Origin of the sequence: Mesorhizobium sp. ES1-6, assembly GCF_020164775.1 — a bacterium.
Taxonomy (GTDB): domain Bacteria; phylum Pseudomonadota; class Alphaproteobacteria; order Rhizobiales; family Rhizobiaceae; genus Mesorhizobium.
Window position 1 is genome coordinate 103,942 of record NZ_JAIUGU010000007.1, and the last position, 21,604, is coordinate 125,545.

The following is a 21,604-nucleotide window of genomic DNA, read 5'->3' on the forward strand; positions in this document are numbered from 1 at the left end:
GTTCGCCAGCGCTGGTCCCATCAATCGCTATCGCGTGCGACCAGCTCCAGCGGCCAGACTTCGCGAATGACGCGCGGGCCTTCCGGGCCGGCGAAGGCGGGGAGCGATGCCAGCAGCATTTCGGCCAGCCGCCGGCCCATCGGCTCCAGCGCCGGGCGAAAGGCGGTCAGCGCCGGCGAAAAATAGCGGCAGAGCGGCGTGTCGACGATGACGTTCACGGCAATGTCTTGACCGGGCCGCATGCCCATCTCGGCCAGCGCCTTGCAGCCGCCGAGCGCCATGGCATCATTGTTGAAGATGATTGCCGTCGGCGGGTCTTTTGCCAACATCACGCGCGGCGTCACCTCGTAGCCGCCGGCCTCGTTGATGAAACCGTCGGCGATCAGCTCGTGATCGACCTCGATGCCATGCCGCCGCAAGCCCCTGCCATAGCCGTCCAGGAACAGATAGCCGAAGTTGAGATCAAGCGAAGGGCGGATGGCGGCAATGCGACGGTGTCCGCGCGCCACGAGGCGGTCGACGGCTTCTTCGCCCGCCCTCTCGAAATCGATATCGAGCGAAGGATAGGTGTCGTCGCCCGACTGGCTTCGGCCAAGCGTGGCGAAGGGAAAGCCGACTTTGCCGAGATAGTCGATTCGATCGTCTTCCCGCCGCGTATTAGCCAAAACGACCGCATCGACCAAGCGCGTCTCGACCACGCGGCGCAACCGCTCCTGCTGATATTTGCCGGGCTCACCCATGACGACCATCAGATCGAGGCCATGCTCGGCCAGCTTCGCCTGCAGCCCGATCAGGAACGGGATGAAAAACGGTTCGCCATATTGCTGGTCGCCCTGATGCGGCTGCAGCATGAAGGCGATCGAATGGGTGGCTCCTTGCCTGAGACTGCGTCCGGACTGGTTGGGCGCGTAGTTCAGCTGCCTGGCGGCATCGAGCACGCGCTGGCGGGTGTCGGCATTGACGTCGGCGCGTCCGTTCAGCGCCCGCGACACGGTGCCGATCGAAATGTTCAGGTGTCGCGCAAGGTCGTGGATGCTGGACGCCAAGTGACTGTTCTCCCCCTTCTTGGCTAGCACCGGCTGCCGCCCCGGCCAAGGCGCAACGGCGATTTTCGACAGCGGCCGATTGACATTCTACGCTATCGGGTGTGTTGTCGTAAACGTTTACGGAAAAACGTTTACGACGGTGTCGTGAATGCCGTGACATTCGGCCTGGAGGGGCCGAACGGGAGGATCGCCGGATGATGAATGTCGTCCTCGTCGGCTGTGGCGCGATGAGCAGGCAATGGCTCGATGCCGCAAGCCGGATCGACGGGCTTGCCATTGTCGGCCTTGTCGACCTCGACGCCGAACGGGCGCAAGCGAGGGCGGCCGAATACGGGCTTGCCAATGCCGTCATCGGCACCAGCCTCGACGCGGTGCTCGACCAGACAACACCCGACGCGGTGTTCGATGTCGTGGTTCCCGCCGCCAGGCGCGACGTTGCGTTTTCCGCCTTCGCCCATCATTGCCATCTTTTGACGGAAAAGCCGCTCGCCGATAGCCCGGAGAATGCCCGCGCCATCGTCGAGGCGGCGCGAAGCGCCGGACGCGTTCATGCCGTCGTGCAGAACCGTCGCTACGTCGCCAATGTCAGGCGCATCCGGCGCTTCCTCGAGTCCGGTGCCATCGGGCCGGCGACCAGTATCCATGCCGACTTCTTCATCGGGCCGCATTTCGGCGGCTTCCGCGAGGAGATGGACCATGTGCTGCTGCTCGACATGGCGATCCATACCTTCGATGCCGCCCGCTACATGGTCGCCGGCGAGCCGGCCGGTGTCTTTTGCCAGGAATGGGAGCCGGCCCAGTCCTGGTACCGGCAAGGGTCGTCGGCGAGCGCCGTCTTCGATCTCGGCGGCGGCAAGGTCTTCACCTATGCCGGCTCCTGGTGCGCAGCCGGCTTCCGCACCAGTTGGGAGGGCAGCTGGCGCATCGTTGGCGAGCGCGGCAGCCTGACCTGGGACGGCCATGACGGGCTGAAGGCGGAAGCGGTGGTATCGGGCCGTGACGGCCTGATGGACAAAACCGAGCCGGTCGAGGTGCCGGCGCTCGATCCTTCCGACCGCGTCGGCGGCCATCTCGGCATCATCCGGGATTTCATGCACGCCATCGAGACCGGCACGGAGCCGGAAACGCGCGGCGCCGACAACATCAAGAGCCTGGCCATGGTTTTTGGCGCGATCGAGAGCGCCGAGACCGGGCGGCGCGTGGCGATCACAAGGGAAGGACCATGATGCCAAACCCGTTGCTCGACATCCGCATAGGCACCATGGTGCGGGCCAATCTCGACGACCCGGCGGCCTATGTCAGGCAGATCCTGCCGCTCGGCTTCGAGAGCATCCAGCCCTTCTTCTGGCAGACGCTGGGCGGCAAGGATTTGCCGCGGCTGGCTGGCGAGATCCGCGAGGCGATCGGCGATGCCGACGTGACCGTGTCCTCGATCGGCGTGTTCGGCAATCCGCTGGAGAGCGGCGAGGTCGATCGCGGCGTGCTCGCGGCCTGGGAAACCGTCATCAACAATGCGCACCTGTTCGGCGCGTCGACGGTCAGCGGCTTCACCGGGCGCATCCGCGGCAAGCCGTTGCCCGACAGCCTGCCGCGCTTTCGCGAGGTGTGGGGGCCGCTGGCCAGGCGCGCCGCCGACAAGGGCGTGCGCATCGCCTTCGAGAACTGCGCCATGGACGGCAACTGGGCAGGCGGCGACTGGAACATCGCCCACAATCCGGACGCCTGGGAGATGATGTTCAACGAAGTGCCCGACGAAAATCTCGGCCTCGAATGGGAACCCTGCCATCAACTCGTCTACCTGATCGATCCGATGCCGCAGATCCGCAAATGGGCGCCGCGCATCTTTCATGTCCACGGCAAGGACGCCACGATCCGCTGGGACGTGATCCGCGAGCATGGCGTGTTCGGCCGCGTGCCTTTCGTGCAGATGCGCACGCCGGGCTTCGGCGACAGCGACTGGACGCGGGTGATCAGCGAGTTGCGGCTGGCCGGTTACAAGGGCGCCATCGATATCGAGGGCTGGCATGACCCGGTCTATCGCGGCGATCTCGAGATCACCGGGCAGGTGCGGGGGCTGGAGTATCTCAAGCAATGCCGGGGAGGCGCCAGCTACCTGCCAAATCCGGCGTGAGAAGCGCGGCGGCGGGAGGAGCCGACCGTCAAATGCCAATGCCAGCAAATCGTCAAGAGCCCCTCGGCGACGAGGAAAACAATGGGAGGACAAGTGCATGAGCATAGCAAACAGAACGACATTCGCGCGCACCGCCGTCGTGGCCGCCGCCACGGCGCTCTGCGCCGCCATCTCGACCATGCCGGCACGGGCGCTCGACCAGCAATGGTGCAAGGAGGTCCATATCCGCTTCTTCGTCGGCGGCGCGGAGGGCGATGCTTTCGGCACCATCGTCTATAATGGCGCCAGGCAGGCGGCAGCCGATCTCGGCCCGAAGGTCGACTACATCTTCTCGGGCTGGGATCCCGAAAAGATGGTGCAGCAATTGCGCGAGGCGGTCGCGGTCAAGCCCGGCGGCATCGCCATGATGGGTCATCCAGGCGAAGACGCGATCATGCCGCTGGCCGAGCAGGCGCATAAGGACGGCATCAAGATGATGTACCAGAACGTGCCGCTGCCGAAGGTGGTGGCGGCGTTCGGCGGCGGCTATGTCGGCGCCCAGCAGGAGCAGCAGGGCCGCGCGCTCGGCGCCGAGGCGTTCAAGCTGGCCGGACTGAAATCCGGGGACAAAGCGATCATGATCGGTCCCTTCGACAATGAGAGCCGGGGCGCGCGCGAGCGTGCGACGGTCGCCACATTGAAAGAGGCCGGCGTTGATGTCGTTCAAATCAACTCCGCGACCGAGTGGGCGGCCGACCCGAATCTCGCCATCCCCTTGATCACCGCGGCCTTGCTCAACAATCCCGGCGTCAAGGCGGTCGGCTATCCCGGCGGCCAGATGCTTGGCAATGTGCCGACATATATGCAGGCGGCGGGGCGGAAGCCTGGCGACATCTTCAACTTCGGCTTCGACACCAGCCCGCAGATCGTCGAGGGTTTCAAGGGCGGCTGGGTGCAGCTGACAGCCGACCAGCAGCCATTCCTGCAGGGTTATCTGCCGATCCTCAGCCTCTGCCAGCAAGTGGTGCTGGGCCTGGCGCCGCTGAATGTCGACACCGGTGCGGGCTTCGTCACGCCGCAGAATTACGAGATCGTCTCAGAGCTCGCCAAGCAGGCGCTGCGCTGACCTCCCAAGGCTGCCGGCCGGGTCAGGCCCCGGCCGGCAGGACCGCTGGAGAAATTGTCCGCCACGCAACAATGAAAAGCGAGGATCCGATGGCCGAACGCATCATCGAACTGCGCGATATCAAGAAGTCCTACGGTCAGGTCTATGCGCTGGGCGGCGTCAATCTCAGCGTCGACCGTGGTGAGGTGGTCGGCCTCATCGGCGACAATGGCGCCGGCAAGTCGACGCTGATCAAGATCCTGTCCGGCGTGGTCAGGCCGACCAGCGGCGAGATTCTCGTGCGCGGCGCGCCGGTGACCGGATGGAGCGCGGCGCGCTCGCGTGATGCCGGCATCGAGACAGTGTTCCAGGACCGGGCGCTCGCCGTCCAGCAGACCATCGTGCGCAACATCTTCATGGGCCGCGAGCTCACCGGCTTCATGGGCTGGCTGAAGGTCAACAAGGAGATCGAGGAGGCGAGCCGGCTGATGCGCGAGATCGGCTTCACTTCGAAAGTGTTCACGCCGCACTCGATCGTCGGCCAGCTTTCTGGCGGCGAGCGCCAGGGCGTGGCGATCGCGCGCGCCATCTACAAGCAGGCCGAGCTGATCATCCTCGACGAGCCGACCACGGCGTTGTCGCTGACCGAAACCGCCAAGGTCTTCCATTTCGTGCGTCAGGTGCGGGCGAGCGGCCGCTCGATCCTGTTCATCGGCCATAACATCCATCATGTCTTCGACATCGCCGACCGCTTCGTCGTGATCGATCGCGGCAAGGTGGCGCTGGCCGCCGACCGCAGCCAGGTCAAGTCGGCGGAAGACCTGATCAATTTCATGGAAGACGTCGCGCACCCCGGCGGATTGCCGGGCCTGCACGAGGCCGTCGGAGCGGAGCAGCGAGCGCGATGAGCAAGACCATGGAACCCGATCTGCAAAACCAGTTCAGCGGTCCAGGCGGCGATACCGCCGGCAAGGAATGGAGGCACCCGTCCGATCAATGGCTGCGCGGCTTCGTCCTCGACAACCGGGCATCGCTGGGCACGCTGGCCGTGTTCATCGTCATGATGGCGGTGTTCATGATCGCCAACCCGACCGTGTTCACCACCTGGTATCTCTACAGCTCCGTGCTGACGACGCTTCCCGTTGCGCTGTTCGTGGTGGTGCCGCTGGTCTTCGTCGTCACCTGCGGCGAGATCGACCTGTCGTTTCCGGCGACGATGGGTTTTGCGGCCTGGGTCTTCGCGCTGGTCGTGCAGGCGGGCTACGATCCGTTCCTCGGCATTGCCGCGGCGCTCGTCACCGGCGTGCTGCTCGGCTTCCTCGTCGGATCGCTGGTCGTCTATGGCGGCCTGTCGTCGCTGATCGCCACGCTCGGCATGAACTTCCTGCTGCGCGGGCTGATCCAGATCATCAACGAAGGCAAATCGATGGCGCTGACCACTCTTGCCGGCAGCACGGCCTACAAGATCTTTTCCAGCCAGGTCTTCGGCATTCCGGTGCAGATTTTCTGGGCCATCGCCTTCGTCGTGCTGTCGGCGATGCTTTACAACCGTCACCGCTTCGGCGCGCAGGTCAAGGTGGTCGGCGACAATCCAGACAGCGCCCAGCAGATGGGCATCGACGTCAAGCGCGTACGGGTGAAAGTGTTCGTCTTCGTCGGCATAGGTGCGGCGATCGCCGGAACGTTTTCGGTGATGATCAACTTCACCTGGTGGCCGACCGCCGGCGACGGCTATCTCTTGCCGGTGCTGGCCTCGGTGTTCGTCGGCGGCACCCCGACCTGGGGCGGCATCGGCACGGTTGCCGGCGGCGCGATCGGCGCCGTCACCGTGTCCTTCATCCAGACCGGGGTGGTCGCGGCGGGGTTGAGCGGCTTCTACGTGCAGTTCTTCAACGGGCTGATCATCATCCTGTCGCTGCTCGGGCACAAGTGGAACCAGGCAAGGTACAGGTGAGGACACGAGATTTCAGGCTGGCGGGACTTGATCCTCACACCGCGACGACAAACCCATCCAGCACGCGTTTCTGGCCGGCCTTGTCGAAGTCGATGGTCAGCTTGTTGCCTTCGATGGCCGAGATGTTGCCGTTGCCGAATTTCTGGTGGAAGACGCGGTCGCCGACGCTGAAGGGCGAGGGCGTGTCGGAGACGGATTTGGCGACCAGTTCACCGTCGATGGTGCGGCCCTTCACGCTGGTGCGGCCGGCGCCGTAGCCGGAATCGGTCTCGCCATAGCCGATGCGTTCGACCTGATGGCCCGAGCGCGTGCCCCAGTTGCGGTCGGTCGCCTCGGTGCGGTTGGCCTGTGCGCGCTGCCAGCCCGGTGTCGAATAGGTGTTGGAGAAGGCGCCGGACTTTTCCGTGTCGGCGCCGACATTGTCGAAACGCGAGGCGCCATACGGGTTCTGCCGGCCGCCACGGCCAGATGCGAATGATCCGCCGCCATAGTTGTTGCCGTAGCCGCCGTAGCTGTTGCCGGCTTCGGCGACCTCGACATGCGTCTCCGGCAGTTCCTCGAGGAAGCGCGACGGGATGGTCGATTGCCAGAGTCCGTGGATGAGGCGGTTGGAGACGAACCAGATATGCAGGTTCTTCTTGGCCCGCGTCAGGCCGACATAGGCGAGCCGCCGCTCTTCCTCCAGTCCGGAACGGCCGCCTTCGTCGAGCGCGCGCTGATGGGGAAAGAGGCCTTCCTCCCAGCCGGGCAGGAAAACGGTCTCGAATTCGAGGCCCTTGGCCGAATGCAGCGTCATGATGGAGACGGCGTCTTGCCCTGCATTCTGCTCGGCATCCATGACCAGCGCGACATGTTCGAGGAAGGAGCGCAGCGACTCGTACTGCTCCATGGAGCGGATCAGTTCCTTCAAATTCTCCAGCCGGCCGGGGGCCTCGACCGAACGGTCGTTCTTCCACATGTCGGTGTAGCCGCTCTCTTCGAGAATGGTCTCGGCGAGCTCGGTGTGCGGGGTGGTTTCCAGCGCTTTCTGCCAACGCTCGAAATTGGCCGCGACCTCGCGCAAAGCGGCGCGCGGCTTCGGCTTCAACTCGTCGCTTTCGGCGAGGTTGGCGGCGGCCTCCAGCATCGGGATGCGCAGCGCGCGGGCCGTGTCGTGGATCTGGCGGATGGTCGCTTCGCCCAGCCCGCGCTTGGGCACATTGACGATGCGCTCGAAGGCGAGGTCGTCGGCGCCTTGCGCGACGACGCGGAAGAAGGCCATCGCGTCTCGGATTTCCATGCGCTCGTAGAAACGCGGGCCGCCGATGACGCGGTAGTTGAGGCCGAGCGTGGTAAAGCGCTCCTCGAAGGCGCGCATCTGGAAGGACGCGCGGACCAGGATCGCCATGTCGTTGAGATTGTGCTTCTGGCGCTGGTAGGCCTCGATGGTCTCGCCGATGGCACGGGCTTCCTCCTCCGAATCCCAGGCGGCGTGGACATTGACCTTGCCGTCCTCGGGGTCGTTGCGGTCGGTGAACAACGTCTTGCCGAAGCGGCCCTCATTATGGGCGATGAGGTGGGAGGCGGCGCCCAGTATGTGCGCGGTCGAGCGGTAGTTGCGCTCGAGCCGGATGATGGTGGCGCCGGGAAAATCCTTGTCGAAGCGCAGGATATTGTCGACCTCCGCGCCGCGCCAGCCATAGATCGACTGATCGTCGTCGCCGACGCAGCAGATATTAACGGCGGACCTGTCGCGCGAGGCGCCCCCTTCTGTCCTGCCGGACATCTCCCCCACTTGCGGGGAGATTGGCTTGCCTTCGGGCCTTTGCGCCAGCAGGCGCAGCCACATGTATTGGGCGGTGTTGGTGTCCTGGTATTCGTCGACGAGGATGTATTTGAAGCGCCGGTGGTAGTCCTTCAGCACGTCGGGATTGGCGCGGAAGATGCGGATCGGGTGGCAGAGCAGGTCGCCGAAATCGCAGGCGTTGAGGGTCTGCAGCCGCTCCTGATAGGCTTTGTAGAGCTCGCGGCCCTTGCCGTTGGCGAAGCTGCGCGCATCGCCCTCGGCGATGTCGGCCGGGCCCTGGCCCTTGTTCTTCCAGCCGTCGATCATCTGGGCGAACTGTTTTGCCGGCCAGCGCTTGTCGTCCAGGCCCTCGGCCTGGATGAGCTGCTTGATCAGCCGCACGACGTCGTCGGTGTCCAAAATGGTGAAGTCGGAGCGCAGCCCGGCAAGCTCGGCATGCCTGCGCAGAAGCTTCACGCCGATGGAGTGGAAGGTGCCGAGCCAGGGCATGCCCTCGACATTGCCTTCGCCGATCAGGATGCCGATGCGCTGCTTCATCTCGCGCGCGGCCTTGTTGGTGAAGGTCACCGCCAGGATCTGCGAGGGGAAGGCCCTTCCGGTCGCCAGGATGTGGGCGATGCGGGTGGTCAGCACACGGGTCTTGCCGGTGCCGGCGCCGGCCAGCACCAGAACCGGACCTTCGGTGGTTTCCACCGCCAGCCGCTGCTCGGGGTTCAGCCCCTTCAAATAGTCGGGCGCGTTGGTCTGGCCACCGCGGGCAGCCATGGCGCGCGCGGCAATGCCCGACGGGGCCGTGGGCCGCGCATCGGGTTCGTCGAAAAAGGGCATGTCTTCGGAAAAGCCGGACATCTTCCCCCGAATGTAGTGATTCGGGAGGGAAAGACCAGAACTGTCTACGTTTTGTTCCGGTAAAGTGCCTGATACGGCCACTCGGGCCCTATGGCGGCCGGGGTCGTGAACCGACCTCGGGCGGAACGAGGTAGCCGCTGGAGGCCGATGACCCGGTGCTTGACAGGCGCGGCCGCCGGGAGAAAGCTGCGGACGGGCAGGAACGGTGCGCCGGGTTGCCCAGGGCCGCCACCATGCGCGCAACAGTCGAAGGAGTATCATCTTGGCTGTCACCATCACCTCCCTCATCCTCTTCCTCATCGGCCTGGTGCTCGGCGCCGGCGGCATCTGGTTGGCTTCGCTGGGGGGCAGTTGGTATTACATCATCGTCGGCCTTGCCTTCCTGGTCGCCGCCTGGCTGCTCTACCGCCGCCGTTCCACCGCGCTCTGGCTCTACGCGGCGATCGTGCTCGGCACGCTGGCCTGGGCGGTCTGGGAAACCGGTTTCGACTGGTGGGAACTCGGCCCGCGCGGCGGCATCATCGTGCTGGTGGCGCTGTGGCTGCTGACGCCGTGGGCGCGGCGCGGCCTTGCCGGTCCGGACGGTCGCGCGCCGCTGATCCTGGCCGTGCTGGCATCGCTGGCGGTGGCCGGCTATTCGATGACCACGGACCCGAAGGATATCGCCGGCGCGCTCGACACCGACAAGGTGATCCCAAACGCCAATCTCGGCGGCGACGTGCCGGCGGGCGAATGGCACTTCTATGGCCGCACCCAGTTCGGCCAGCGCTATTCGCCGCTCGACCAGATCACGACCGACAATGTCGCCAACCTGCAGCCGGCCTGGACCTATCGCACCGGCGACGTGAAGGGACCGGACGATATCGGCGAGACCACCTACCAGGTGACGCCGCTCAAGATCGGCGACACGCTCTACATCTGCACGCCGCACAATTTCGCCATCGCGATCGATGCGGCGACCGGCAAGGAGAAGTGGCGCTACGACCCCAAGATCAAGCTCGACAAGGACCGCCAGCACCAGACCTGCCGCGGCGTGTCCTATTATGCCGATGCGTCCGGCGCCGCCGGCCAGCCCTGCGCGACGCGGGTCTACCTGCCGACCTCGGACGCGCGGCTGATCGCGCTCGACGCCGCCAACGGGCAGGTTTGCCCGGCCTTTGCCGAGGGCGGCACGCTCAATCTGCTGACCAACATGCCGTATCCGAAGTCGGGCTATTACTACTCGACCTCGGCGCCGCTGATCGCGGGCGGCAAGATCATCGTCGGCGGCGCGGTCAACGACAATTATTCGACGCAGGAGCCGTCCGGCGTCATCCGCGCCTATGATGCGAGCACCGGCAAGCTGCTGTGGAACTGGGACTCCGGCAATCCGGACCAGACGACGCCGCTGGCCGCCGGCCAGACCTACACCGCCAACTCACCCAACATGTGGTCGACGCCGAGCGCCGACGAGAAGCTCGGCCTGCTCTACGTGCCGCTCGGCAACCAGACGCCGGACCAGCTCGGCATGGGCCGCAGCGCCAATGTCGAGAAATTCTCCTCCTCGATCACCGCGCTCGACCTTAACACCGGGCAGTTGAAATGGGTGCGCCAGACCGTGCACCATGACCTCTGGGACATGGACGTGCCGGCGCAGCCCAGCCTGGTCGACATCACCAAGGCCGACGGCACCGTGGTGCCTGCCCTTGTTGGGCCGACCAAGCAGGGCGACCTCTATGTGCTCGACCGGCGCACCGGCGAGCCGGTCATCCCTGTGAAGGAAGTGCCGGCGCCGGGCGGCGCCATCGAAGGCGACCACACATCGCCGACGCAGCCGGTCTCCGATCTTACCTTCATGCCGAAGCCGCTGACCGGCGCCGACATGTGGGGCATCACCATGTTCGACCAGCTGGCCTGCCGTATCGAATTCCAGGGTTTGCGCTACGAGGGCCGCTACACGCCGCCTTCCGTACAGGGCTCGCTGATCTATCCCGGCAATTTCGGCACCTTCAACTGGGGCGGGGTGGCGGTCGATCCGGTGCGGCAGGTGATGTTCGGCATGCCGACCTACCTGGCATTCAAGTCCCAGCTCATTCCGCGCGATCAGGTGCCGCCGCCGGATGGGGGGCGCGGCAGCGAGCAGGGGTTGAACCGCAATGAAGGCGCGCCCTATGCGGTGGTGATGGGGCCGTTCCTGTCACCGCTCGGCATCCCCTGCCAGGCGCCGCCCTGGGGCTATGTCGCCGGCGCCGATCTCAGGACAGGACAGATCGCCTACAAGCACCGCAACGGCACCATCTACGACATGACGCCTTTGCCGCTGCCGCTGAAGGTCGGGGTGCCCGGCATCGGCGGTCCGATGATCACCGCCGGCGGCGTCGCTTTCCTCGGTGCCGCCGTTGACGATTATCTGCGCGCCTATGATTTGACGTCGGGCAAACAGCTCTGGCGGGCCAGGTTGCCGGCGGGAGGGCAATCGACGCCGATGACCTATACGGTCGCCGACGGGCGCCAGTTCGTGGTCATCGTTGCCGGCGGCCACGGCTCGGTCGGCACCAAGCCGGGCGATTATGTGATGGCCTACGCGCTGCCTAAGTAGGGAAGGGGGATCTGGGAGGGTGGTGGTCTGGCAGCTATGCAATTTTTCCGGCAACGTCGGCGCCGCCCCTCATCTGCCTGCCGGCATCTTCTCCCCGTATAGTGACGGGGAGAAGGAGCAGTGTCAGCCTTGGCGCCCTTCCTGCACATTGACACTGGCTAACCATTGAAGGCGGCGTCCTTCTCCCCGTCACTATACGGGGAGAAGTGCCCGGCAGGGCGATGAGGGGCGGCGCCGACCATGGCCAGTAAAACGTCGCATGCCGAGCGGCCCTGACACTTCGATCGGCTCTCCCGCCTCAGCCGAGCCCGAGATGGCTCTTCAGGCTCGGCACCGAGCCCAGCACCTGGTTGGTCAAATCGGGGCCGGCGGCCGCCTCGGCCTGCTGGACGAGCGTCTCGCCGGCCTTCTGGATCTGCGCCATGTCGAGGCCGGAGGCCTTGAGCGCGGCGAGGCCATTGATCAGCGCGCCCGCCTTCTCGCCGAGCACGCCGCCAAGCGCGCCCTGCAGCGAGGACAGGAAGCCGCCACCGCCGCCTGCCGGGGCGGCGGCCATGACGTCATATTTCTGCGCCAGCACGTCGGCGCCCGGAATCTTGGCGAAGAAGGAGGAGGCGCTGGTGCCTTCCGCCTCGTGCTCGAGCACCGAGAAAATGGTGCCGACGACTTTTTCGGTCGTTGCCTGATCGATACCGGCCCTCTGCGAGACGGTGTTCACGATGTCCTGTACGTCCATGACTTCACCTCACCCCTGGGTTTTCGTGGTTGCCGGATGGCGCTCGCGGCTGCGAACCCTGACCATGGATTTTTTCCCGGCGGCGGCGATGCTCGCGCGCAGGGACAGAATGGCAGCGACGGCCACCACGAAGGCGGTTGCCAGGATCGGTGAGGGCATCGTCATCGCTTTCGCTCCTTCAGGACCGTGGCCGCCGGATGGGGCGGCTGGTCGATCAGTTTCCCCCACTATTGTGGCAGCGCCATCAAGATTTGTCACCGATGACAGAAACGTGATGATCCACGGACCGTGGCGGATAGCGACTTAAGGCGTCACCGAGCCGTGACTGGACGGTGCGAGGCTCGCCCCTATCTTGCCAATGGCCCAGACACCGAACCGAAGCCGAGACAGCGAGATCGAGGAAGAAAACCCCATGCCTGACCCCACCACCAAGACCGTCATCACCCAGGCGATGATCGATGCCTATGACGAATACACGCATCTGACGCTGGATCGCCGCCGCTTCATGGAGCAACTGACCAGGCTTGCCGGATCGGGTGCGGCCGCCGCCGCGATCGCGCCGATGCTGGCGGCGAATTCGGCCCAGGCGGCGATCGTGGCCGAAACCGATGCCCGCGTGAAGGGCGAGGACATCACCTATCCCGGCAGCGACGGCGAGATGAAAGGCTATCTGGTCAAGCCGGCGAACCAGGCCGGCAAGCTCGGCACCGTCATCGTCATCCATGAAAACAGGGGGCTCAACCCGCATATCCGCGACGTCGCCCGGCGCGTGGCGTTGGAGGGGTTCGTGGCGTTGGCGCCCGATTTCCTGTCGCCGCTCGGCGGCACGCCCACCGACGAGGACAAGGCGCGCGATATGTTCACAAAGCTCGACCCGGCACGGACCGTGGCCAACGGCGTGGCGACGGTTGCCTTCCTGAAGGCCGACAAGGACGGCAACGGCAAGGTCGGTGCCGTCGGCTTCTGCTGGGGCGGCGGCACCGCCAACATGCTGGCCGTCAACGCGCCAGACCTTGCCGCCAGCGTCGCCTATTACGGAATGCAGCCCAAGGCCGCCGACGCGTCAAGGATCAAGGCCGCGCTGCTGTTGCACTATGCCGGCCTGGACGAGCGCACCAATGCCGGCATCGACGCCTTCAAGAAAGAGCTCGACGCCGCGCATGTCGAATACACGGTCTATGTCTATGAAGGCGCCAACCATGCCTTCAACAACGACACTTCGGCCGCCCGTTATGACAAGAAAGCGGCCGATCTCGCCTGGGGCAGGACAATCGCTTTCCTCAAGCAGAAGCTGGCTTGACCGCCGTCAGCGTCCCGGCGCCCAGACAGTCTCGAAGGCGGGCGACAAGGTGAAGCCCGCCGGACGTTCCGATGTCGGCGGCGGACGCCGCACGCCTTCCTGCAGATAACGCAAGGCGGAGGTCACCCCATTCGTCGTGTAGGGTTTGGCAATGACCCCGATCGCGCCGGCGAAATGATCGGGAATACGCTTCGGGTTGGCGGTCATGAACACGACCATCGAGTTCTTCCTGTCGCCGATATATTCGGCGACGTCGATGCCGGTCGGGCCGTCGGTGAGGTGGATGTCGACAAAGGCGATATCGGCCCGCGTGGAATCGATCATGGCCCTTGCTTCGGCGAGCGATGTCGCCCAGCCCACGACGCTGTGGCCGGCGTTCTCGACCAGGCTTTCCAGTTCCATGGCCAGCAGCGCCTCGTCCTCGACGATCAGGATCTTGAGTGAGTCGGTCATGACAGGTTCCCCTTATGCTGTGGTCCATTGGGCATCGAAATGACAACGCGGGTGCCGGGACCGGCATCGCGCCATTCGATGTCGGCACGCAATTGGCGGGCAAGCGACTTGATCAGCCGCATGCCGAAGGAGGCGTCGCCATTGGCGCCAGCCATCCCGACGCCGTCATCCGAGACCTCGATGTTCAAATGGCCGTCCGGCTGGCTCATCTTGATGCCGATGCTGCCCGATTTCGTGCCGTCGGGCCTTTCCTTGAAGGCATGCTTGAGCGCGTTGGTGACGAGTTCGTTGACCATCAGCGCCACCGGCGTCGCCTTCTCGGCCGGGACCACGATGGGCTCGAGTTCGAGTGTCGGATTGATTTCCGAACGTCCCGAAGCAGTTAGCAGGTCGGAGATGAGATCCCTGGCGAAATCCGAGACATCGAACTTGCTGACATCCTTGGACTGGTAGAGCCGGCGATGCACGGTGCTGAGCGCCTCGATGCGCTCCAGCATGGTGCCCAGCGAGCGCTTCAGATTTTCGTCGCTGACTGTCCGGCTCTGCATCAGGATGAGCGAGGAGATCATCTGCAGATTGTTCTTAACGCGATGATCGACTTCATGCAGAAGCGTGGTCTGCGCCTCGAGCGCCGCTTCGAGTTCGGCGGTGCGTTCCTTGACGGCCTTCTCGAAGCGTTCCTTGTCCGCGGTTATGCGGTGTTCGGAGCGCTTGCGGTCGGAAACGTCGAGCTGGGAGGCAAAAAAGAACTGCACTTCGCCTTTGTCGTTGGAGACCGGGCTGATGTAGAGCGCATTCCAGAAGCTCGAGCCGTCCTTGCGGTAGTTCAGGATATCGACGCTGAGATCGGTCTCGTCCGCGATCGCGGCGCGTATCTGTGCGACCGCGGCCTTTTCGGTTTTCGGTCCCTGCAGGAAGCGGCAGTTCCTGCCGAGAACTTCATGACGCTCATAGCCTGTCATGCGAAGGAAGGCGTCGTTGGCGAAGACAATCGGATTGTCCTGCCGGCGCGGGTCGGTGATGATCATCGACATGCGTGTGGCGCGGATGGCAGCGGCGAAGGGATCGCCCTTACCCTGTTCTGCATGAAGGTCGTCGGTCATGTGCCATGCGTCGGCCGGTTCCCTGGTCCTTTTCGTGTCCATCGCGTCGCTCCAAGCCATTTTTTCGTGGGGGGACAACGGCTCGAACGCGGATTTGGTTCAATCTCGGTCCGCCTGTCGCAGTTCGTCGCAGGCGGGGAACCAAGGGAGGCTTTTTGCAACCTGCTGGGACGAAAGGGATTTCTCGGCTAGCCGGCGGAGGCCGGCCTGTGAAGCGCGACGCCGGCCACGACCAGCGCGATGCCGAGGCAATCGGCTTGGCCGGGGATCTGGCGCAGCACGAGGATGCCGATCAGCGTCGCGGTGACCGGCAGTAGCGACAGCATCAGCGCGAAGCTCGCGCGCGGCAAACGCGCCATGGCAAGCTGGTCGCAGACATAGGGGATGACCGAAGAACAGATGCCGACGCCGATGGCGGCGACGAGCAGCGGCGGCGAGAAAAAGGCCGGCAACGCGTCGGTCAGGCCGATCGGCAGCACGACGACGAAGGCGACCGCCATGGCGGCACCCAGGCCGGCGATGCCGTCGCCGGCGCCCTTGCGGGCGATACGGTGGCCAAGCACGATGTAACCGACAAAGAGCGCGCCGTTGAGGAAAGCCCAGAACAGCCCGACGGGGTCGCTTGCCCATTTGGCGTCGATCAACAGCAAGGTGCCGGTGACGGCGATGGCAAGAGCGGCCAGATTGCGGGCGCTCCTGAGGCCGGCGAGCGCAATGCCGATGGTGCCGACGAATTCGATCGCCGCCACCAGTGAGATCGGCAAGCGGTCAAGCGCCAGGTAGAATGAGCAGTTCATCACCGCCAGGCAAGCGCCGAAGGCAATGAGCAAAAGCCGCGTCGGGAGATCGGCGCGGGCGAAGGTTCGCCAGGGGCGGGTCAGCGGCGCGAAGATCAGCGCCGCTGTGGCAATGCGCAGCCATGCCATGCCGAGCACGCCGACATGCGGGAATAGCAGCACGGCGAAGGCCGGACCGAGATAGTGGAAGACGGCACTGACGCCGAACCAGACATGCGGCGGCAATCTTGTCGCCAGCCCGGCGAGCATTGGGCCGGCGAGCACAGGACCGGCAAGGGCAGGGCCGGCAAGGGCAGGGCTCGAAGGCGGGGCTTGCGTCTGGTCATCCATGAGATCAGTATCGCAGCCGGTTTTGCCGATTTACATGGATGATGGTCGGCGCATCCGATCATTTATTTCCCGGAAGCAAGGAGTTCTGCCTGAAACGCCTTCGAAGCGAAAATATCGACCTCGACGCGGCCGACATGAAGATCCTGCGCCTGCTGGAAAAGGATGCGCGCGCCAGCACGGCGGAGCTTGCGCGCTCGGTCGGCCTGTCGGCGCCGAGCGTGGCAGAGCGCATCAAGCGGCTGCAGGAGAACGGCGTGATCGAGGCCTATTGCGTCAAGATCAACCCCGCAGCACTTGGCCTGAAACTGTCGGCCTGGCTGCGCATCCGGCCGGTGCCGGGGCAGTTGGCTGTCGTGGCCGAGATCATTCGTGACCTGCCGGAGATCGCGCGATGCGACCGGGTCACCGGCGAGGACTGTTTCATCGCGCTGGCGCATGTCGCCTCGGTGGCCGAACTCGAACGGGTGATCGACCGCATCATTCCCCATGCGATGACCAACACCGCGATCATCCAGTCGTCACCGGTGGTGGCGCGCTCGCCGCTGGGCGTTCTCAAGCGGCAGGTTTGATCTCGGCGAGATGTTTGCTGGAGATGTCGCGCTGCCAGCAACGTCGCCGCCATTTCCGCAACGCTGGCGATTGGCGAAATCCTGGGCGGAAGCGTCTTTCTCCCCGTCCCTACGGGGAGAAATGCCCGGCAGGCAATGAGGGGCAGCGCTGACTGTCGGGATGGGCAACTGGTCGAATCGCTTGCCTCACGCATGCCCGCGCTTCAGGCGGGCGCGCTTCAGTATGCTGCGCCAGCGGATCATGTCGAACGGGATCGGCTCGTTGTTGTTGGCGATGTGAAAAATCTCGTTGTCGACATTCTTGAGCGAACGCCAGAAATCATAGTCAGATATGCGCGGATCGGCGGCCAGCCTGTCCACCTCGACCTTGATGTCGGTTTTCATGCACGTCCCTCGAACCGGCTTCGCCCCGCCGCCCGTAAACAACCCTGGTGCGGACGTTTTCGACCGCTCCGCTGAGTCGTTCAACGGCTCAAATGGCTTGTTCCCGTTAAAACCTCGGTAAGGTTAACGCGGGTGTGGGGCCGCTTCAAGCACGCGTGTCGGCCGATGCGAAGGTCCGGCGATTTTGGATCGAGGGTGTGGCTTTGAGGCCAAAGCCCGGTTGTCGTTGGTCAGCCCTGCTTGCGCTTGATGCCGATCGAGCGGCCGGCGCGCTCGGGCATGCGCAGCACCGAATGCGCCGCGCGCATGGCTTCGATCCTGGCCAGCACATCGGCCGGGAAGGGCGCCACCTTCGGCCCCGACATGTCGACGTGCAGCGACAGGGTTTCGGAGGTGGCGGCGAGCCAGCCATCGACATGGCGGATTTCCTGATAGGCCCTCAGCCGCTTCTCGTCATGGTCGATGAGCTGGAAGGAAACCGTGACCTTGTGGTCCAGATGCAGCTCCCTGACGTAACAGACATGGACTTCGGCGGTGTAGATGGTGAGCCGCCGCTCTTTCACATAGTCCAGCCCCATGCCCATCGCCTCGAAGGCCTCGTCCGAGCAGCGATCGAACAGCACGTTGTAATAGGCCATGTTGAGATGGCCGTTATAGTCGATCCAGTCCTTCTCGATGTCCATGGGCCTGGAGACGAAGGGGGCGGGGATGGACATTGAAACTTCCTTGTTCTGGTGCTGGACAGAGCGTGGCTGCGGAGACTTTTCTGTTCTGACGCAATTCCGGACGTAAAACCGCTTCACACTTTTCCTGGAATTGCTTTAGGCATCCATAGCTGCATAACAAGCATGGGCGCTGGTCCATTCGCGGAGGAATTCATGGCTCTGAGCGACCTCAATCCGGTCGAGCGCAACGAGGAAGGCATCGCGGCGGTGCTCGGCATCCTCAAGCAGCGGCTCGGCGAGCGGTTCCAGACCGGCCAGGCGATCCGTTCGCAGCACGCGCATACGACCACCTATATCCCAACGCAGGCGCCGGACGGCGTCGCTTTCCCGGAGACCACGGCCGAGGTGCAGGAGATCGTGCGCGCCTGCGCGGCGCACCGCGTGCCCGTCATCGCGTTTGGCGTCGGTTCCTCGCTCGAAGGCCACACCAACGCGCCCGGGGGCGGCATCTCGGTCGACACGTCGCGCATGAACCGCATTCTTTCGGTCAATCCGCAGGATCTGGATTGCACCGTCGAACCCGGCGTGACGCGCGAGGACCTGAACCGGCATCTGCGCGACACCGGCCTGTTCTTCCCGATCGACCCGGGCGCCAACGCTTCGCTCGGCGGCATGGCGGCGACGCGGGCCTCCGGCACCAATGCGGTGCGCTACGGTACGATGCGCGAGAACGTGCTGTCGCTGACCGCCGTCATGGCCGATGGCGAGACGGTAACGACCGGCAAGCGGGCGAAGAAGAGCTCGGCCGGTTACGATCTGACGCGGCTGCTGGTCGGCTCGGAAGGCACGCTCGGCATCATCACCGCGCTGACCTTGAAGCTGCAAGGCATTCCGCAGGCGATCTCGGGCGGCGTCTGTCCGTTTCCGAGCGTCGAGGCGGCCTGCAACGCTGTCATCGCGACGATCCAGATGGGCATCCCGGTGGCGCGCATCGAACTGGTCAACGCGCTGCAGATGCGGGCGATGAAGACTTATTCCAAGCTCGATTATCCCGAGAGCCCATGCCTCTTCGTCGAATTCCACGGCAGCGATGCGGGCGTTGCCGAACAGGCCGAGACTTTCGGCATGATCGCGGACGAAAATGGCGGCGGGCCGTTCCTGTGGACCAGCGTCGCCGAGGAGCGGACCAAACTGTGGAAGGCCAGGCACGATGCCTACTGGGCATCGCTGACCTTGCGGCCGGGCGCCAAGGGCCTGTCGACCGATGTCTGCGTGCCGATCTCGCGCTTCGCCGAATGCGTCACCGAGACGGAGGCCGACATTGCCGAGATGGGGCTGATCGCGCCGATCGTCGGTCACGCCGGCGACGGCAATTTCCACGTGCTGGCGCTGATGGACGTCAACGATCCCAAGGAAATCGCGCTGTCGGAGAAATTCGTCGCGCGGCTCAACATGCGGGCGATCGCCATGGAGGGCACCTGCACCGGCGAGCATGGCATCGGCCAGGGCAAGATCGGCTTCCTGCGCCATGAACTCGGCCACGGCGTCGACATCATGCGCACGATCAAACAGGCGCTCGACCCGCAAAACATCATGAACCCGGGCAAGATATTGCCCGACATGGACTAAGGGCATCTCGAAGAGCGCGTCTTGACCGCGCCGCCATTCGGGTCGAGGCTCCTCAAGTGGCAAGCCCGGAAAGACAGGCGTGCCGGCTGAGGAGGACTGTCATGGCCATTTCACGCAAGGAAGAAGCGCGCGCTCTCAGCGCCGATGAAAAGGAACTGGTGGAGAAGTCGCACCATCCGGCGGTGCAGGAGCTGTCGGACGCCGACCTTTCCGGGCTGGTCAAGCTGTTGCGGGAACGGCGCGACAAGGCGCAGACCGAGGCGCATCGCCGGCGGCGCGAGATACGCGGCAAAGGCGCGGCAAAGGGCGCTACGCCCTCGAAGGCCGACGGCGGCTCGCAAGTGAAGCTCGCGGTGCTGGCCATGGCGATGCGGCGGCTTAACGGTGAGGCCGAGAGGCGCCGCCAACTGGCGGCCCGCATTTCGCTGGTCGACAATGCGCGCAAGGCGCTGGCCTTGAAGCAGAAAGCCCCGGACGGTCCCACGCACAATTCGCGCACGGCGCACAAGGGCATGCGGGCCGTGGCCAACCAGAAGGTTGCAAGCTTGGTTCGACCGGCTGAACTCGGCCGGCAGCGAAAGGCGGCCAAGGTGGCGCAGGCGAAGCGCGACGCACGCTGAGGGGCAATGAAAGAGATGGTCGAGGGCGAAACGCTTCTGCAAATCGAAGCACCACAATCGTCCTTGGGGGCGCCTTTGCCGCATCTCTTCGCCGATGAAGAAAGGCTTGTTGTTGCCTATCTGGTCGACACGCCGCATTCCGATTTTGACGGGACCAATCCCCGATCGGTGAGGCCCACCGACGAGGATAACCAGACAGCGGTCCTGATCGTCGAGCCCTGCAAGGCATTCCAATTCGGGCCACCCAACGACGAAGCGATTGCAGGGCATCGCCTCTATGCATTGGGCCTCGAACCTTACTCGGCGTTCGAGGTACGGAATTCGAAATGGATTGATAGCTTGGAGAAAGCGAACCGGGTTCATAGCCGGCACCGGCCGGAATGGTTTGCTTCATACCGCCATTTCATTTTCACTTTCCATGATTCGACGCTTGAATTTGTCGCGGAGGATTTTTCGACGACCCTACGTAGAGGATCGCCCCGGTCGCTGATCATTGAGGCGATCAACAGAGCCATCTCGACGTAAGCAGGTAAGTCCGGACGGCTGTGAGCTTCTCTTACTTCGCCTGGACAAGCGTCTGCAGCATCGGGCGCGTCGGCGCGAAGAAGGTGGTGCCGGTGTGCGGCGTGGAGACATCGAGCAGCCGGTCGTAGGCGCCCGGCGGGTCGCCGACATACATGCGCCGCAGCATTTTTTCGGTGACCCAGAGATATCTGCTGTAGCCGATGAAATAGGTGCCGAACTCGTTCTGCCCGGGCCTGCCGAACGGCATGTTGTCGCGCAAAATGTCGTACTCGGTGCCGTCGGCATCCTCGATGGTGGCGAGCGACTTGTGCGATTTGCGCGGTGCGTCGTCATCGTCGATTTCGATGTTGTCGATCTTGGTACGGCCGATGATCGCCTCCTGCTCGGGCGTCGGAATGCGCGCCCAGGCCTGCATGTCGTGCAGATATTTCTGCACCACGACATAGCTGCCGCCGGCAAAGTCGGCATCCTCGTCGCCGACCAGCGCAGAGGCGGGCAAATCGAGGCCGGTCGGGTTGGCGGTGCCATCGACGAAGCCGAGCAGGTCGCGGGCATCGAAATAGCGAAAGCCCGTCACTTCGTCGACGACGGTCACGCCGGGACCAAGCCTGTGGAGCAGGATGCGCTCGAATTCGAAGCACATGTCGGGCCGCTCGGCACGGATGTGGAAAAGCAGGTCGCCCGGCGTCGAGGGCGCCGAATGCACCGCGCCCTTGATCGGTGCGAACGATTTCAGCTCCAGCGGCCGCCGGCCTGGGCTCAGGCGGGCCCAGAGATCGCTTCCGATGCCGGCGATGCAGGAGAGGCGCCCGCCGAGGTCGCGGAAGCCGACGGTCTTGACCGGGTCGTCGAGCTCGCCGAGCACGGAACAAACCTTGGCCAGGGCGGGCTGATCGCCGGCGACGGTGGCGACAAGGAAAATCGCCGATTGCGAAAGCGGCGCGTCGACACTCTGCGCGTCGATCGGCACGCGGTCCCAGTTCTTGCCCGACATCCAAAAATCTCCGCTTTTTCGAGGATTTGTTTCAGATCGTCCGGGATGACGCAACAGCGGATGAATTGCCT

The 21,604-nt window shown here is 64.4% G+C and carries 21 protein-coding genes; 11 read left to right on the top strand and 10 right to left on the bottom strand.

Annotated elements, in window-relative coordinates:
* Nucleotides 1-20 precede the first annotated feature (20 nt).
* Entirely contained in the window at nt 21-1,046 is a 1,026-nt protein-coding gene (locus LB564_RS18765) for a LacI family DNA-binding transcriptional regulator (RefSeq protein ID WP_224539957.1), read from the bottom strand.
* Between the two features lie 194 nt (nt 1,047-1,240).
* Here LB564_RS18765 and LB564_RS18770 point away from each other — a divergent pair, with 194 nt between their 5' ends.
* The 5 genes from LB564_RS18770 (at nt 1,241) to LB564_RS18790 (ending at nt 6,215) form a co-directional block, all read left to right on the top strand.
* A complete protein-coding gene (locus tag LB564_RS18770; RefSeq protein WP_224539959.1) occupies nt 1,241-2,272 on the top strand; it encodes a Gfo/Idh/MocA family protein in 1,032 nt (343 codons plus the stop codon).
* Nucleotides 2,272-3,177, top strand: a complete 906-nt coding sequence (locus tag LB564_RS18775; protein ID WP_224540203.1) for a sugar phosphate isomerase/epimerase family protein — start codon at nt 2,272-2,274, stop codon at nt 3,175-3,177. The genes LB564_RS18770 and LB564_RS18775 overlap by 1 nt, the downstream gene beginning before the upstream one ends.
* A gap of 97 nt (nt 3,178-3,274) precedes the next feature.
* Nucleotides 3,275-4,282 carry a substrate-binding domain-containing protein gene (locus tag LB564_RS18780; protein WP_224539961.1) on the top strand — a complete coding sequence of 336 codons (1,008 nt, stop codon included), beginning with the start codon at nt 3,275-3,277 and terminating at the stop codon, nt 4,280-4,282.
* An 89-nt stretch (nt 4,283-4,371) separates the two neighbouring features.
* A complete protein-coding gene (locus LB564_RS18785; protein ID WP_224539963.1) occupies nt 4,372-5,169 on the top strand; it encodes an ATP-binding cassette domain-containing protein in 798 nt (265 codons plus the stop codon).
* A complete protein-coding gene (locus LB564_RS18790; protein WP_224539965.1) occupies nt 5,166-6,215 on the top strand; it encodes an ABC transporter permease in 1,050 nt (349 codons plus the stop codon). The genes LB564_RS18785 and LB564_RS18790 overlap by 4 nt, the downstream gene beginning before the upstream one ends.
* 34 nt (nt 6,216-6,249) lie before the next feature.
* Here the strand turns inward: LB564_RS18790 and LB564_RS18795 are convergent, their stop codons facing one another.
* Nucleotides 6,250-8,850: an ATP-dependent helicase gene (locus tag LB564_RS18795; RefSeq protein WP_224539967.1), complete on the bottom strand. Its 2,601-nt coding sequence runs from the start codon at nt 8,848-8,850 to the stop codon at nt 6,250-6,252.
* A 262-nt stretch (nt 8,851-9,112) separates the two neighbouring features.
* Here LB564_RS18795 and LB564_RS18800 point away from each other — a divergent pair, with 262 nt between their 5' ends.
* Nucleotides 9,113-11,428, top strand: a complete 2,316-nt coding sequence (locus LB564_RS18800; RefSeq protein ID WP_224539970.1) for a glucose/quinate/shikimate family membrane-bound PQQ-dependent dehydrogenase — start codon at nt 9,113-9,115, stop codon at nt 11,426-11,428.
* 298 nt (nt 11,429-11,726) lie between these two features.
* On the opposite strand, the gene LB564_RS18805 is transcribed toward LB564_RS18800, so the two are convergent.
* Both LB564_RS18805 and LB564_RS18810 read right to left on the bottom strand, forming a co-directional pair.
* Complete coding sequence (locus tag LB564_RS18805) at nt 11,727-12,164, bottom strand: hypothetical protein (RefSeq protein WP_224539972.1); 438 nt, start codon at nt 12,162-12,164, stop codon at nt 11,727-11,729.
* 9 nt (nt 12,165-12,173) lie between these two features.
* On the bottom strand, nt 12,174-12,329 hold the full coding sequence (locus tag LB564_RS18810) for a hypothetical protein (protein ID WP_224539974.1): 156 nt from the start codon (nt 12,327-12,329) through the stop codon (nt 12,174-12,176).
* 247 nt (nt 12,330-12,576) lie between these two features.
* On the opposite strand from LB564_RS18810, the gene LB564_RS18815 reads away from it, so the two are divergent.
* Nucleotides 12,577-13,464 (top strand): dienelactone hydrolase family protein, encoded by an 888-nt coding sequence (locus LB564_RS18815; RefSeq protein WP_140701872.1) that lies wholly within the window; start codon nt 12,577-12,579, stop codon nt 13,462-13,464.
* A 6-nt stretch (nt 13,465-13,470) separates the two neighbouring features.
* Here LB564_RS18815 and LB564_RS18820 read toward each other — a convergent pair whose 3' ends face one another.
* The 3 genes from LB564_RS18820 to LB564_RS18835 all read right to left on the bottom strand — a co-directional run bounded on the left by LB564_RS18820 (nt 13,471) and on the right by LB564_RS18835 (nt 16,147).
* Nucleotides 13,471-13,917, bottom strand: a complete 447-nt coding sequence (locus tag LB564_RS18820; protein WP_224539976.1) for a response regulator — start codon at nt 13,915-13,917, stop codon at nt 13,471-13,473.
* On the bottom strand, nt 13,914-15,062 hold the full coding sequence (locus tag LB564_RS31650) for a histidine kinase dimerization/phosphoacceptor domain -containing protein (protein WP_140701870.1): 1,149 nt from the start codon (nt 15,060-15,062) through the stop codon (nt 13,914-13,916). The genes LB564_RS18820 and LB564_RS31650 overlap by 4 nt, the downstream gene beginning before the upstream one ends.
* A gap of 146 nt (nt 15,063-15,208) precedes the next feature.
* The gene (locus tag LB564_RS18835) at nt 15,209-16,147 is read right to left on the bottom strand and encodes an EamA family transporter (RefSeq protein ID WP_224539977.1); all 939 of its coding nucleotides are present in this window, start codon (nt 16,145-16,147) and stop codon (nt 15,209-15,211) included.
* A gap of 89 nt (nt 16,148-16,236) precedes the next feature.
* On the opposite strand from LB564_RS18835, the gene LB564_RS18840 reads away from it, so the two are divergent.
* A complete protein-coding gene (locus LB564_RS18840) occupies nt 16,237-16,716 on the top strand; it encodes an Lrp/AsnC family transcriptional regulator (protein ID WP_224540207.1) in 480 nt (159 codons plus the stop codon).
* Between the two features lie 186 nt (nt 16,717-16,902).
* Here LB564_RS18840 and LB564_RS18845 read toward each other — a convergent pair whose 3' ends face one another.
* Together LB564_RS18845 and LB564_RS18850 are read right to left on the bottom strand one after the other, a co-directional pair.
* Nucleotides 16,903-17,100, bottom strand: a complete 198-nt coding sequence (locus LB564_RS18845) for a hypothetical protein (RefSeq protein WP_015317249.1) — start codon at nt 17,098-17,100, stop codon at nt 16,903-16,905.
* 230 nt (nt 17,101-17,330) lie between these two features.
* On the bottom strand, nt 17,331-17,816 hold the full coding sequence (locus LB564_RS18850) for a thioesterase family protein (RefSeq protein ID WP_224539979.1): 486 nt from the start codon (nt 17,814-17,816) through the stop codon (nt 17,331-17,333).
* 162 nt (nt 17,817-17,978) lie between these two features.
* On the opposite strand from LB564_RS18850, the gene LB564_RS18855 reads away from it, so the two are divergent.
* From LB564_RS18855 to LB564_RS18865, 3 genes are all read left to right on the top strand, one after another.
* Nucleotides 17,979-19,394, top strand: coding sequence for an FAD-binding oxidoreductase (locus LB564_RS18855; protein ID WP_224539981.1), 1,416 nt, complete (start codon nt 17,979-17,981; stop codon nt 19,392-19,394).
* 101 nt (nt 19,395-19,495) lie between these two features.
* Complete coding sequence (locus LB564_RS18860) at nt 19,496-20,014, top strand: hypothetical protein (RefSeq protein ID WP_224539983.1); 519 nt, start codon at nt 19,496-19,498, stop codon at nt 20,012-20,014.
* A gap of 6 nt (nt 20,015-20,020) precedes the next feature.
* Nucleotides 20,021-20,539: a hypothetical protein gene (locus LB564_RS18865; RefSeq protein WP_224539984.1), complete on the top strand. Its 519-nt coding sequence runs from the start codon at nt 20,021-20,023 to the stop codon at nt 20,537-20,539.
* A gap of 31 nt (nt 20,540-20,570) precedes the next feature.
* Here the strand turns inward: LB564_RS18865 and LB564_RS18870 are convergent, their stop codons facing one another.
* Nucleotides 20,571-21,533: a Dyp-type peroxidase gene (locus tag LB564_RS18870; protein ID WP_224539986.1), complete on the bottom strand. Its 963-nt coding sequence runs from the start codon at nt 21,531-21,533 to the stop codon at nt 20,571-20,573.
* Nucleotides 21,534-21,604 lie beyond the last annotated feature (71 nt).